Annotated in this window: 15 protein-coding genes; 7 read left to right on the top strand and 8 right to left on the bottom strand. The window is 67.6% G+C overall.

All coding sequences use genetic code 11. From position 1 onward, the window contains the following. Window positions 1–178: 178 nt before the first annotated feature. The 3 genes from ACW2Q0_RS30240 (at window position 179) to ACW2Q0_RS30230 (ending at window position 1,700) form a co-directional block, all read left to right on the top strand. Entirely contained in the window at window positions 179–442 is a 264-nt protein-coding gene (locus tag ACW2Q0_RS30240; RefSeq protein ID WP_457194334.1) for a hypothetical protein, read from the top strand. 149 nt (window positions 443–591) lie between these two features. Next, on the top strand, window positions 592–1,092 hold the full coding sequence (locus tag ACW2Q0_RS30235; RefSeq protein ID WP_457194333.1) for an ASCH domain-containing protein: 501 nt from the start codon (window positions 592–594) through the stop codon (window positions 1,090–1,092). Beyond that, window positions 1,092–1,700, top strand: coding sequence for a recombinase family protein (locus ACW2Q0_RS30230; RefSeq protein ID WP_457194332.1), 609 nt, complete (start codon window positions 1,092–1,094; stop codon window positions 1,698–1,700). Before ACW2Q0_RS30235 ends, ACW2Q0_RS30230 begins: the two co-directional genes overlap by 1 nt. Window positions 1,701–1,769: 69 nt before the next feature. On the opposite strand, the gene ACW2Q0_RS30225 is transcribed toward ACW2Q0_RS30230, so the two are convergent. After that, complete coding sequence (locus ACW2Q0_RS30225) at window positions 1,770–2,858, bottom strand: hypothetical protein (RefSeq protein ID WP_457194331.1); 1,089 nt, start codon at window positions 2,856–2,858, stop codon at window positions 1,770–1,772. A 109-nt stretch (window positions 2,859–2,967) separates the two neighbouring features. Between ACW2Q0_RS30225 and ACW2Q0_RS30220 the strand changes: the two genes are divergently transcribed. The 3 genes from ACW2Q0_RS30220 to ACW2Q0_RS30210 all read left to right on the top strand — a co-directional run bounded on the left by ACW2Q0_RS30220 (window position 2,968) and on the right by ACW2Q0_RS30210 (window position 4,385). After that, on the top strand, window positions 2,968–3,207 hold the full coding sequence (locus ACW2Q0_RS30220) for a hypothetical protein (protein WP_457194330.1): 240 nt from the start codon (window positions 2,968–2,970) through the stop codon (window positions 3,205–3,207). Then, window positions 3,204–3,560 carry a type II toxin-antitoxin system PemK/MazF family toxin gene (locus tag ACW2Q0_RS30215; RefSeq protein ID WP_457194329.1) on the top strand — a complete coding sequence of 119 codons (357 nt, stop codon included), beginning with the start codon at window positions 3,204–3,206 and terminating at the stop codon, window positions 3,558–3,560. The genes ACW2Q0_RS30220 and ACW2Q0_RS30215 overlap by 4 nt, the downstream gene beginning before the upstream one ends. 558 nt (window positions 3,561–4,118) lie before the next feature. Further along, on the top strand, window positions 4,119–4,385 hold the full coding sequence (locus tag ACW2Q0_RS30210; protein WP_457194328.1) for a hypothetical protein: 267 nt from the start codon (window positions 4,119–4,121) through the stop codon (window positions 4,383–4,385). Window positions 4,386–4,479: 94 nt separating this feature from the next. On the opposite strand, the gene ACW2Q0_RS30205 is transcribed toward ACW2Q0_RS30210, so the two are convergent. The 5 genes from ACW2Q0_RS30205 to mobC all read right to left on the bottom strand — a co-directional run bounded on the left by ACW2Q0_RS30205 (window position 4,480) and on the right by mobC (window position 9,091). Further along, entirely contained in the window at window positions 4,480–4,662 is a 183-nt protein-coding gene (locus tag ACW2Q0_RS30205) for a DUF6011 domain-containing protein (protein WP_457194327.1), read from the bottom strand. Window positions 4,663–4,744: 82 nt separating this feature from the next. Next, window positions 4,745–4,987 (bottom strand): hypothetical protein, encoded by a 243-nt coding sequence (locus tag ACW2Q0_RS30200; RefSeq protein WP_457194326.1) that lies wholly within the window; start codon window positions 4,985–4,987, stop codon window positions 4,745–4,747. A 35-nt stretch (window positions 4,988–5,022) separates the two neighbouring features. Further along, window positions 5,023–5,268 (bottom strand): hypothetical protein, encoded by a 246-nt coding sequence (locus tag ACW2Q0_RS30195; RefSeq protein WP_457194325.1) that lies wholly within the window; start codon window positions 5,266–5,268, stop codon window positions 5,023–5,025. Window positions 5,269–5,906: 638 nt separating this feature from the next. Further along, entirely contained in the window at window positions 5,907–8,582 is a 2,676-nt protein-coding gene (locus ACW2Q0_RS30190; protein WP_457194324.1) for a relaxase/mobilization nuclease domain-containing protein, read from the bottom strand. Then, complete coding sequence (gene mobC, locus ACW2Q0_RS30185) at window positions 8,579–9,091, bottom strand: plasmid mobilization relaxosome protein MobC (protein WP_457194323.1); 513 nt, start codon at window positions 9,089–9,091, stop codon at window positions 8,579–8,581. The genes ACW2Q0_RS30190 and mobC overlap by 4 nt, the downstream gene beginning before the upstream one ends. Window positions 9,092–9,342: 251 nt before the next feature. Between mobC and ACW2Q0_RS30180 the strand changes: the two genes are divergently transcribed. Further along, window positions 9,343–9,579: a hypothetical protein gene (locus ACW2Q0_RS30180; protein ID WP_457194322.1), complete on the top strand. Its 237-nt coding sequence runs from the start codon at window positions 9,343–9,345 to the stop codon at window positions 9,577–9,579. A gap of 68 nt (window positions 9,580–9,647) precedes the next feature. On the opposite strand, the gene ACW2Q0_RS30175 is transcribed toward ACW2Q0_RS30180, so the two are convergent. Together ACW2Q0_RS30175 and ACW2Q0_RS30170 are read right to left on the bottom strand one after the other, a co-directional pair. Continuing rightward, the gene (locus tag ACW2Q0_RS30175) at window positions 9,648–11,351 is read right to left on the bottom strand and encodes a hypothetical protein (protein WP_457194321.1); all 1,704 of its coding nucleotides are present in this window, start codon (window positions 11,349–11,351) and stop codon (window positions 9,648–9,650) included. A gap of 62 nt (window positions 11,352–11,413) precedes the next feature. Then, window positions 11,414–12,637 carry a hypothetical protein gene (locus ACW2Q0_RS30170; protein ID WP_457194320.1) on the bottom strand — a complete coding sequence of 408 codons (1,224 nt, stop codon included), beginning with the start codon at window positions 12,635–12,637 and terminating at the stop codon, window positions 11,414–11,416. Between the last annotated feature and the right edge of the window lie 56 nt (window positions 12,638–12,693).

Here is a 12,693-nt window from a genome sequence, read left to right as displayed (position 1 = left end):
GCGGCATGACACGTTCTCCTACTCATCGGCCAGATAAGACTACTTACGCCGCCTTTTGACTGCTATTAACCACTCAGTGACTGGCTTCAACTACCGGTAATTCGCCCACGACACAACGTCGCCTTTCTTTGAATGGCACTCAAAACCGCAGGTCAGCATAGGTATGTGGCGTCCACGGATGCCACCCGCCCCGGCAGTCGGCGCGGTCGAGAGAGTTGCCCTCACCCCGTACGGCGGACAGGGCTTGCGGGAGGTTGCGATGAGTTGGGACGTCGACCAGCAGTGGCATCAGGTGCTGTCCGAACGGAACAGGCTACGAGACGACTTGGAGGCCGTTGCCGACGCGCTACGCAGGCACCACGACGATCGGCACGTCGGCTCGATGCGATGGTGTGACGCTCCGGTATGCCAGCTGCTGTTCCGGCTGGACCTCCTGTCTTGAAACCTTGGTTTCGAGACAGGCGCACACCGGGCGCGGTCGGCGGGAGGAACAGCAGGTCAACGAGTCTCATAATCTATGCTCGAAATTTAGTCTCAAAATGTTGTAACAGGATAAGATAATGAGACTTTTCCCGCGTGGATGGAGACGACATGGCGCTGAATGCAGAGAAGCCGGCCGAGACCGAGGCGATGCCGGCCGACGACGTGCTCATAGATGAGAACCTGCTCGACAACCTTCGCGCTGCAGCGATGGGGACCCCCGTCAGGGCGATCAGCGTGCGGCGCCCGTGGGCCAACCTGATCGTCGCGGGACACAAGACCGTCGAGAACCGCACCTGGACCACCCGCCACCGCGGTGCGGTGGTGATCCATGCCGGGGCCCGCTGGGAGCGCGACGGAGCCGACCTTGCTGTGGCCCTGGGTATCTCGGGCTTCGTGTCCTCGGCGCAGTGCCCGTCCGGATATCTCAGTGTGGCCCAGCTCGTGGACGTGCACCGCGCGGCGGGATGTTGCGCGCCGTGGGGCCAGCAGGACAAAGGCGTCTACCACTGGGTGTTCACCGGTGCGGTCGCGCTATCCGCGCCGGTGCCGGGCCCGGGACGGCTCGGGCTGTATCCGGTACCCGCTGACGTGCGGGAGGTGCTGCGCTGATGGATTTTGGGTACGCCCGAGTGTCGACCAAGCACCAAGACCTCGAACGCCAGCTCGTCGCGCTCGCCGAGTACGGCATCCCACCGGAGCGGATCTACACCGACCGCAAGACCGGCGCGACCGTCGACCGGCCGGGATTCGCCACGCTGCGGTCGATGCTGCGCGAGGGTGATCGGATCGTGGCGACCAACCTCGACCGGTACGGCCGCAACCTGCGCGAGTGCCTCAACGTCGTGCACGAACTGCGCGAGCAGCACGTCGGGATCAAGACCTTGAAGGATCCGATCCCGATCGACACCGCCGAGGACTCACCCATGGGTGAGATAGCCGTCGCACTGTTGGCGCTGTTCGCCCATATGGAACGGGTGTTCATGCTCGAACGCGCCGCCCACGCCCGTGAGGTCGCCGCCGCCAAGGGCGTGCGGGCGGGACGACCCCGCAAGCTGACCGCCGGCCAGCTCGCCGCCGCGCAGGCAGCCCTCGCCGCCGAGCAACGCCCCGAGGCCGTCGCCGCCGCGTTCGGCGTCAGCCGGGCCACTCTGTACCGCTACCTGGCCGAGGCCGACGACATCGCCCGCGCAGCCACCGGCCGACCGGAGGAACCCTGATGTCGAGTACCGAACCACTGCGGTCGCCAGTGATGCTCTACGGCAGCTGGATGTGGGTGTTACCGGCGGTCAGACGGGTGATGGGGTCGCAGTAGCATCTGCCGAACCATGTGCGTCCTGCATGAGGTAGGACGACCCCTCAGCGATGCTCAGCAGATCGGCAGCCAGTAGATAGGTCTGGGCAACGCAGGTCCGTGCCTCCTCCAATGAAGGCTTAGCGTGTACTCCCTTGCTGGCCAACGCATCGAGCGTTGTGAGCCGTGAACCGAGTTCGGGGATCACTGCTTGAAGGAGGGGCCCGTTCTTGTGCTTGCCGACCTGCTCACACACGTACTGCAGAAGACGGTTCTTGTAGGCGTCGTCCGACATCTTGCGCTCGACGTTGTCGATACCAGCCGCCATCGCATTGGTTGGCGGATACAGCGCATCCGCCAGTGATTTGATCATGCGACGACATGAGGTCAGCGCATGCGAAATGTCCTCGGGCCCACCACCTGCGATTCGCTCCTGGGCTGCAACGAAGTTCTGCGCGGCCTCCGGCGCGTACTTCGCCAGCAGCGCGTTGCCGCGGGCTTGGACCTGATCGAAGAAGCTGGACTCGGCCCTGCCCAATTCGAGTTCTGACTCCGTCTGTACCAGGTAGACGTGGACAGACTGCCGAACTCGGGAAATGATCCTCCGCTGCTGGTCGAGCTGAGGAAGCAGTTTTGCTTGCTCGGCATTGTGCTCTCTCGCAACGAAGTACGTGTCGATAGGCGTCAGGTTGGCAGGAACAGTTTCGTAACTGACGTACACCGCTTCGATCTGCGTCAGCAGCAACTCGAGCTGTTCGATCGACGCACCATGATGGCTCTTTCCGTCGCTCATCAACCGAGTCGTGAGGTAGCGCTGCATCTGCCGTGTGTGTTCGCGGGAAGCTTCTTCCTTGCCGAGGAGAGCCTCCAACTTCCGCTGAAGGTCGAGAAAACCATCACGATCAGATGCGCCTGAGCCGACGTCGCTGAGCTGCAGCAGCAGCCATATCTGTGCGCCATAGTCATGACGTCGCACCGCTATGCGGTGAGCCTGGCGGGCTAGGCCGGCCACGCTCTTACCTGGAGTCTCGAAATCGTCCAGCGCCTTGCGCGTCATCTCGAGGATCTGAGTCACGTCGGTCACCGCCGAAGTATATGGAGATGCCGAGGATGGATATCCCGGGTATCCCCAAAAGTATCCCTTTTGGGTATCCTGGACAGGAAAAGACGGATTTTGACGGGAGGTACGCCTCATGAGCGCTTCGATGTCCTCGATGAAAGTCGAGCAGTCGGTACGGGAGCGTGTGAGCTCTTTGGCGCAGGCAGAAGGGCGGACCGTCTCTCAGACCATCGCTCATCTGCTTGATGAGCACGACCGTAAGCAGCGGTTCGCAGCTGTGGCGGCGGCCTATGCGGAAGCGGACTCGGACTACATGGCTGAGATCGCTGAGTGGGACGACACGCTCGAAGATGGCCTGGATGACGCTCTGTGAGCACACCACCGACGTATAGCCCTGGTCAGGTCGTCTGGACCGATCTCTCTCCCACCAAGGGCCGTGAACAGGATGGTCGTCGGCCGGCGGTGATCATATCCACCGCCGATTACCTGCGGACCGTGCGAGGTCTGGTCGTCGTCGTGCCAGTAACCACAACCGACCGAGGCTGGCCGCATCATGTCCAGCTGCGGGGCGATGAACTCGAGCTCAAAGAGGTTTCTTTCGCCATGACGGAGCAACCCCGAACGATCAGCCTCGATCGGATCCGCAAGGTGTCGGGCTCAGTCGACAAGCGCACACTGTCGTTGATCCGTCGCTGGATCAGCGATTTCACGGTGATGGAGAGCTAGCGCATCTGAACTCCGCTTCCGGAGATGATCTCTCGACAAATGACGGTCAGCCGTAGCAGATTCGGACCTTTGCTACAGCTGAGCGTCATGCTTCCGTTGCCGGTACGCCTTGGATCGGCACCCGGGCGAGCAGTATCGGATATCGGCGCGATGCTCGACCCCGGGCCACAACCTTGCACCGCAGACCGGACACTGGATAGCGGGCAGGATCGTATCGGTCGGGATGGTCCCCTCGTCCTCGTACTGCGCCAGTTTGACCTCCACGCCGATGAGCTGGTGGGTGATCGCCTGCCGCCGCAGCTCGCGGACCCGGGCACGATAGGCCCTCGCGACGCACGCATTGCCGCAGTAGCGTCGCCGACGGTCAGCGCCTCGAGGAAGCGGCTTCCTACAGCTCGCACAGCATCGACGGCGGGTCCGACTGCCCACATCCCCCACTCTTCCACCCTGAGACAAGCGAAACGGAATAGTGCGTCGGAGCCGCGCGCCATACTGGTGTCCGTGGGGTATGAAGCCAGGCGGGCGCATTCTCGCAGGGGACGGATAGGCGGGAGCAACGTGCGCGGGTCGATCCGCTTCGTCGACCGCCCCGCGCGGCGGCCGCGCTCCCGGTCCCCGTTCTACCCCGGCTACCGCAGCGCCTCGCCCACGCCGATCCTCTGGGGCCTGGCAGCGCTGTTCGGCGTGCCGGTCCTGCTGCTGGTCGTGCTGACCCTGACCCACCTGGGATCCCCCGACCACCCGGATAACGCCGTGGTGCCCTCGACCGTCGCGCCCGCGCACACGACCGCCCCGCCGAAGTCGTGCTTCCCGTTCCAGTGCTGACCCGGCCGCGTCGCTGACGATCGAAGCTGCCGCGCCCTTCCCTCAACGGGAGGGCTTGCCACCAATAATCCCCCGAGTCACCAACGGCCGCGGCTCAGGCCGCGATGTCGAACAGGGTCAGCTCAGCGCGTTCGCGGGCGCGCAGCTCGGCACGCTCGCGGGCCTCGCAGGTCGGGCCGATGCGGCGCGCGACCGATTCCGGCGACATCAGCCAGCCATGACAGCGGCGGCAATGCACGACCAGTCGTACAGTCGGCTGCTCGTCGGTCTCGGCCATAACGCTCTCCCTCCCGGCCACGGGCAGATATGCCCGACAGCCTTCCACACACCACCGACACGAACGGGGTGCGAGAAGGGGCTTATGTCGTCCGTGTGGGCCGGTGGTGGTAGTCGGGGCGCAAGGTCACGAGGTACTCGCCGAGCGTGGAGTGGCAGGCGACGCCGTAGGCGATCACCCGACTGTCGTCGGTCGGGCTCCGGTGCACCTGGACGATGACCCCGGTGCGTCGCCGCGCCGCCGGATCCTCGGCCGCAACACCGCGCCCATGAGTGTCCGACCACCAGGCGACCCGGTCGCCTACCGCGAGAGAAATATCGAACACGCTTTCGAGTCTCGCACAGATCCGGAACGGCGTGCCTAGATCAGGATCACCAGCGCGATGAACACCGCGAAGATCAGGAGCGCCCTCGGCACCCACCAAAACATCGGCCGCCGAAGCGGCGTGAGGTCGAGTTTGCCCTCACGCTCGAGCTGGAGCAGGATCCCGGCGGCGCGCCACTGGCCCGGCGTGATGGGCTGCGGCTCCAGCTGCTGCCGGTACGGGCAGTAGGGGTAGGGATGCCACCCCATCGGACAGGTGCAGACATACCGGATCTGATTCATCGCCGCGCCCCTTCCCACCAGTCGCCCCGCCTGGCGGCGGGGCGACTGTCTCGGTGTGGCGAGCGTAGCGGTAACTCCCGACGATGCCCACCAAGTAGCCCCGATGCCGTACGCCCCAACCCCCGGACTTCCCCATCCCACTCGCCACCTATATCCGGACTTCGCCAACTACCCCTCGACACCAACATCACGCCTCCACACGCCCCCGCCCCCTTTTTCACCCTCCCCCAGCGTGCAGACCTCTTGCATCTGGGGTAACGAAACGGTAACGGCCGGGTGCTGCTGGTGTGCCTATATGCAGGGCGCATCGCAAAAGCGGCTGGCGGGCATCGTGTTCGGCGTCATCTCATGGAGTAGGTGGCGAGCGAGGCGGCGGCGGTTCCTCGACTGCAATCAAGTTATGGAGTTAGACATGCCAAGTGAAGTAGCCAGGTGTCCGGACAGATGCCTATAGGCGCGTGCTGGGTGCTTTGAGGGCAAGCGAGCGAAGCTCGTGCGGCAGCACCTTCCAAGGCGACCGGCATGCCAACCGCAGCGTACGCACCGAGCCCGCCGCGCGGCCGCCGCCACCCTCCCCTGATTCCCTGTGCCATCCTTTCGGCACTCTCTCTGTCCTGCCCCGTCCCCGGTTTCCCGTCCTACATGCCGATCCCTTGGCCGCTGCTGGGGCCGCTGCTGGGGCCGCGTTCCGGTCCTTTGTAGGGCCTGCGAGAGGCTGCGGGGCGCTCGGTCCCCGCCGATCGTTCCGGGCCGGTGGTCCTGGTCTTGGACTGGGCGCGGGCCTCGGTGGCGCGCTGCTCAGGGGTGAGCTGTTCTCGCCGGGCGTGCTCGATTTCCACCTTCTCCAGATCGCGTTGCAGGTCCTGCAGGTAGGTGGTGTCGTCGCCGAGATCCTGCGCGTCCTGGTTCCGTGCCGAGCTGAGCCGCCGTTTCTGCCGCTGCTCCTGGGCCTCGAACAGGATCGCGTCCCATTCGCGAGCCGGAGCACCGGTCGCTTTGGCTGCGGTCTCGGCGCCAGCGCGGGCCCGGGCTGCCTCCGGAGCGAGGTCCTGCAGCTCCCCGTCGGCCTTGTCGACCTCGGCCTGCTTCTTCTTCCGGGCCAACAGTCGACGCCCCGACAGCTCGTTCAGCTCCTGCTGCAACTGCGTGTGCGTCGTAGTGAGCTTCTGCTCCTTGGTGGTGATCTCGTCGGCGGCGCGCTGGGCCTGCTGCGCGGCCGGGATCTTCTCCGCCTTGCGCGTCACCTCGGCGTTGTCGGCGGTGACCTGGCGGGTGTGCGGGCCACCGCGCTCGCGACGGTCAGCGATATCGGCGACCAACAGTGCGACCTCGGTCCGCAGATGCTGCAGCTCGGTGTCGAGCTTGTCATCCGACCACCGGGCCGGAGCGATGTCGTGGCTGGCGAAACCGCTGCGAGCCACAGCGGCGGCTCGCAGCGTCGAGCGCTGATCCGCAGTCAGCTCGGTGTAGTACCGCCGCCGCTTCGGCTTCGCCTCGGCGCCCGGTTGGGTCGGTGGTGTGAGCGGCCCTTGCGCGGCGGCGAGCTTCTTCGCCCGGTCCGTCTGGTCCTGCGAGCCGCGGTTGGTGGCATCGGATTCGGGCGCGCTCGTGTGGCCGGCCGCGCGCTTGGCGGCGCGTTCGGCGGCAGAGGTGAACACCGCGGCCGCGTCGCGGTCCCACTGGGCGCGGCGCGCTTCGAGGTCGCTCTCCCACTGCGCCCGCACCGGATCCAGATGCTCGCGGGTCATGTGCTCCACCGCCAGGGCGCGCCCGAGCTCACCTCGTGCCCGGTGCGATCGCGCGACCGCCAATGCGATCGCGATGGCGATGGCGAGCAGCACGAACATCAACGCCACCAACACGATGGCGACCTGCGCGGCGATATCGTCGTCGCGCACACGACCGGATCCGCGCCCCTGGGGCTTGGATCGGGCGGGTTGTTCGAGCAGCAGCCGCGCCACATTCCCCAGGGCTGTCGGATGCGTTCCCGGCGGCGGCCGGTACCGGTCGGTGCGGCGCGGCATCTGCGCCGACCGCGTCAACGAGTCGGCGGCCGCCGCGAACGCCCCCGGCTGATCGCCTTCGAGGTGCTCGCTCCACGCGGCGAAAACACCGGCAGCCTGACCGGCCATCCACGCCCACTGGGCGCGGTCGCCGTGCGGCACCTCCGCCAGCCGATCGCGCCACTGCCCGGCCTCGGCCGCGGCTTGCTGCCACGCCTCGACACCGTCACCACCGGCCCGGCCTGACCGCCCGGATGTGGTGGTGCGGTTCTTCCACGCCGCCAACGCATCGGCGCGGGCCTCAGCGCTGTCGACCCACTGCTGCTCACGCAACGCCGCCAACGACAGATCCCCGGCGAGCTTCCCGCCGCCGACCCACGGCCCGACCTCGGCGCCGTCACGGCGGAACCGCACCGAATAACCGGTCACCTCATCGGTGCCCCCGGCCGCGTAGCGGGGCCGGATCGAGATCCCCGCCCCACGCAGACCGGTGACGAACTCGGCTTCGGACTCGGCCGCGGTCGCGTGCGCGCGCACCATCCGGCGCAGCCGCTCGCGCTCGGTCTCCGGAGTACCGAGCCGCTTGGACCGCTCGATCTCCGCGCGGCTGTTCTCCGACAGCCCGCCGCCTTCCTTCCGCGACGCGAGCACCCTCAGCCCGAACTCGGCCTCCAGCTCGCCGCAGATCTCATCGGCTCGCTTCCAATCGCCCTTGGCCTTGCCCGGTCCGTAGTCGTAGGTGCTGACCTTGCTGCCGTCCTCGCGCACCAGCGACGCCGCGATATGGATGTGGTCCTGACCCTCACCCTCCGCGCCGGACAGCCCGTGCCGCACCGCCACCCACCGCGCCTGGGCGCGCTTGCCATCCGGGGTGCCGGTGAAACCCATGCGGTCCATGAACGTCTCGGCGACCTGCTCCCACTTCCCGTCGTCGAGTTCCTCCCCGGGCATCAACGCCAGCACGCAATGCCACACCGGAGCGTCCTTGTACGTGCCTCCCTCACCCCGGCGGGCAGGCTCGATGACGTCCATGCCCAGATCCCGGCCACCGACACCGACCTTGGCCTTCATCCGGACCTGGGTGTTGTACAACCGGCGCGGGATCTCGATCTCGTGCGCGACCGCCAGCGCGGTCTCCCGCGCGGCCTCGTCGGCGGCGGGGCCGTCGAAGTTCTCCAGCCACATCTCCCGCATCACCGTGGGCGAGCCCGCCACGATGTGCCGGTTCGTGTGCTCGTTGTGCTCCCCCGGGCCCAGCAGGTAGGCCACGAGCCCCGGGAGCTTCTTGCCGCGCCGGATCTTCGGGATCATCGCCGCGCCGCTTCCCTCGCCAACTCCTCGATCCGCTCGGCACGCTCACGCAGCTCCTCGGCCACCGCCTCCAGCTCCTCGAGGATCTCCCAGATCTCCTCCGCCACTTCGCCCTCGACGTGCGCGGAGTGCACCAGCTGGTTGAGGTTGCCACCGATCTTCTTCACGTGATGCCGGCGCATCATGTCCAACGCACTCGCCGCAGAACCCAACTGCGACACGATCTCCCGCCGCTGCGGCCACGGCAACCACGGCCCACCCTCGTTCTTCGACGATCCGGTCGCGACCGGATAAGCCGCGGCCTGCACCACATACCAGGGCAGCGTGCAATTCGCCTCGTCCGCGAACTTCTGCACCCGCGCGAACTCCTCATCCGAGAACACGATCTCGGGCTTGTGCTTGGGGCCATCGATATTCGGGCGCCGCCGACGCCGCCGCGCCCGCGCCACGTTCTGCGCACTGCGCCGCCCATTCGTCGAACCCGCCCCGCCAACCTCCTGCACGCCCACCACGACCACCCTCCGATCGGTCCGAACCTCGGACGAAAAACCCGGCCCAGCGCAGCGACCACCCGACTGGGTGGGCTCCTCACGCACCGCGAGGAGATCCTCATTTACCAGATGGTAAATGTTACCTTGCTCCGCCTAGGGTCAAGGATGAGTGTACGGGAATTTGAGCAGCTGGGAGGGGTCTGCGGACGTGACCTCATCGAAGAGATTTGGGGGTGGCTGATTTGTTGTGTAGCCGTACGTTTGGGGTCATGGTGCTATCACATTTTGGGCGTGCTGAATGGCTCGCGAACGATGCGCATGAGGCGCTGACGGAAGCGATCAGGGTGTCGACCGAGGCGGTACAGCACGGAATCCACACCGAACCGGGCAAAGCGGCCGAACTCGCTCAACGCTGGTACTGGGTCGCCGGGCTGCAACGCCAGGCCGAGATCCACGCCCGGCTCGCGACCGCCACCGACGACAGACTCGGCGACAGCGACGAGTAGTCTCCGAACACGCGACAGCCCCGGCGGATACGACCCGCCGGGGCTGTCGCTTTTCAGTTGTTCGGTGCTCAGTCCAGCGCGCGCGGCCCGGATATTGCGATCGCGGCGTCGATCGCACGGCCGACTGTGGAGTGCGGTAGGTCGACGAGCGTGTCACCGATGCTGTTGGTCGACATGCCCTGGGACTTGGCGAGGTAGATCTTCGCCAGCACCTCGACCGGCTGCTTGGACTTGCGTCGATCGTGCACCGCGCGCGCGAGCCGGGTCGCTTCCGCAGGCGTCAGTTCGCGCGCGAACGGACCACTCCCAACGCTGTCGCTCGCGCGCGAGGTCGCGCGCGGTGCCTGATCGGTCGCGCGCGCGAGCGCACCATCCACCGCCGACTCGCGCGCGGCCGACGAACGGTTCGCGCGCGACGAGCCAGGCCCAGCTTTGCGCGCAGCCCGCACGCGCGGCGCGCGAACCAGGGGCACGACCGGCCTTAGATCGCGCGCGACCGCCTCGGCGTCTTCGCGTGCGGCTTCCTCGTCGACCTCGCGCGTGACGGGCGTATCGGCGTCCTCGTGCGCGGCGAGCGGTGCGCGATCGGTTCCCAGCTCAGCCGGGCTGTGCGCGACGCGCGACGCGCGATCCTCGTATGCCTCCTCGCGCGCGACCGGATCCGGATCCGCTGCGAGGGCCACGCGCGCGATGCCGCCCTCGCTCGCGGTCGGTGACACGTCCTCGCTCGCGATCGGCTCAACGAATTCCGCGCGCGGGATCTGCGACTCGTCGCGCGCGAGCGACGCGCGATCAACGCTCTCGCGCGCGACATCGCTCGCCGCCTCGCTCTCGCGCGCGACGATCGGTTCGCGCGCGAGCGACGGCAGCACCCCCGTGTCCTCCGCGCGCGAGGCTGTATCGGCGAACTCGCGCTCGAAGTCCGCCAGCACCGCATCATCGGCGACCGGATCCGCTCCGCGCTCCGGAGCTGGTTGCGTGACGGTGGTGCGCGCGCGGGCGAGCAGCTCGGCCAGCCGGTCGGCGGTGTCGTCGGTGACCGACAACTCCAGCGAGGCCTTCGCGATGGCCGCGCCCATGCGCTTGGCGACGGCGGTGTGGCCGAACAGGGCCACGCCCATCATGATCGGCGCGACCGAGTGCACGGCGACCCCGGCCCAGTCCTGCGGGGATTTCAAGTATGGGTAGGTGTTGAGCAGGATCGATCCGGCCAGCAATGCGACCTCGGTCCGCTGGATCGTCTTCTCCCCCTCGATGATCTTCCAGCGCGCGACCGCCGACCCGGAAACCATGAACACGACCAGGACGGTGCTGATCAGTGCCTCCAGCAGATAGCTCATCCAGTACAGCGGCTCGCTCGGCCCGCCCGGGGCGAGGTTGTGCTGCACGTTGGCCGCGGAGAACAGCATCGACCCGGCCACGACGCTCGCCAGCGCGCGACCCGACCACCGCTTGATGCGGTACAGGTGGGCCATCTGCGCGTGCGGGGACGCCTCACGCCGCTGATCAGCCAGCGCGCGCCGCGACAGCGTCAGGTCGCGGGCCTCGGTGCGCACGAGCTCGGTCGTGGTCTTGCGCACCTCGGCCGCAGTCGCCTCGGCGGTCTCCAGCTCGGCGAGCTGCTCGATGCGATCGTGCTCGCGGACCCGCTCGGCCAGCTTGCGCTCGGCCTGCAGCTCCCGCTCCGACAGCGCCTCACGCAGCGCGGGATCGAACTGGTAGGCCAGCCGGTCCCGGCCGGTCTGCACCCGTTCGGCCAGATCCGCGGTCAACAGCGGATCCTCAGTCCCACCACCGGTGGCGGCGCGGGTGGGGTTGGGTTTGCGACGGAACATCAGCTGTTCCCCTTCTTCTGGGTGATCTGGGCTTCGAGTCGGGTGATGGTCTTCTCGGCGGTGGCCAGCGCCCGCTCCAGCGTCTGCGCGCGGGTATCGGCGGTGGACTGGACGCGCGTGATCTCGGTGGCGTGGTCGGCGCGGATCTGCTCGCGTTCGGCGCGGGCCTCGGCGCGGACGCCGGCCAATTCTTCCCGCAATCCGGTGATCTCGGCCCGGTCAGCGGCGGCACGGGCCTTCGCGTCGGCCGTAGCCTCGGTGAGTTGGGTACGCAGCCGCTCGGCCTCAGCGCGGGCGTCGGTGGCGGCCTGCTCGGCGCCGCGCTGCTCGGCCTCGGCGTGATGCTGCGCCGCGACCGCGTCGGCCCGGGCATCGTTCGCGGCCGTGATCTGCACCGCCGCGTCGCGCTCCACTGCGTCGATGCGGTCCTGGGCGGCGCGTTCGGCGGCCGTGATCCGTTCGCGTGCAGCGTTTTCGGCGGCGACGATACCGTCGCGGGCCTCAGCTTGGGCGGTCGCGACCTTCTCCGACGCGTCCGCGGTCACCTCAGCCAGCTTGGTCTCGGCGCGCTCGGCAGCGGCGTTGGCTTCGGCAGTCTCCTCCAAGGCCTCCCCGACCCGGGCGTCCCGATCGGCGAGCGCGTCCTCGGCCGCACCCTCAGCGAGAGCCTTGTCCTCCAGGGCGCGGGCCAGCTCGCGCCGCGCGGTGAGAGCGTCGGTCTCGGCCTCCTCGGCGCGGCTGTTCGCGTCGCGAATCTCGTCGTCGGCTTCCCGGCGTTTCACGGCCACCTCGGCGGCAGCAGCGTCCGGATCCCCAGCGGTGGCCACGATCTGCGCCGCGCTCGCGAGGATCTCCTCGAGCTGGGTGCGGTGCGCGGTGGTGACCATCTCGAACTGCGCCAGCAGCTCCGCCAGCGACGCGCGCGCTGAAGTGACCGGACGGCCCGCGGGCTTGCGGCGCGGTGCGGCGCCACCGGCCTCCGCCTTCAGATCGCGCTTGCGCTGGAACGCCGTCGCCCGGTCGTGCACCCGCAGCGTGCCGTCCGGGTCGACGCAGGCCTGCCCGCAATAGTCCGCCGGGCGGCCCCGGCCCGCGACCGGCGGCAATGCGTGCCCGGCCACCTGAAATTCGCCCGTCTCGGGGTCGTAGCCGGTCGGGAACTGGCAAACGCGCTGGTCGTCGGCCGGGGCCGCGCCGTGCGGGGAATCGGGTTGCTCACTCATACCATCGATTCTACCACAATAACGTTAATTTTTTACGTAAAAATATTTCGTAAATA

It is taken from the genome of Nocardia citri (genome assembly GCF_054065835.1).
The sequence above is the reverse complement of the archived record's forward strand: the minus strand, read 5'-3'. Positions and strand labels throughout refer to the sequence as shown.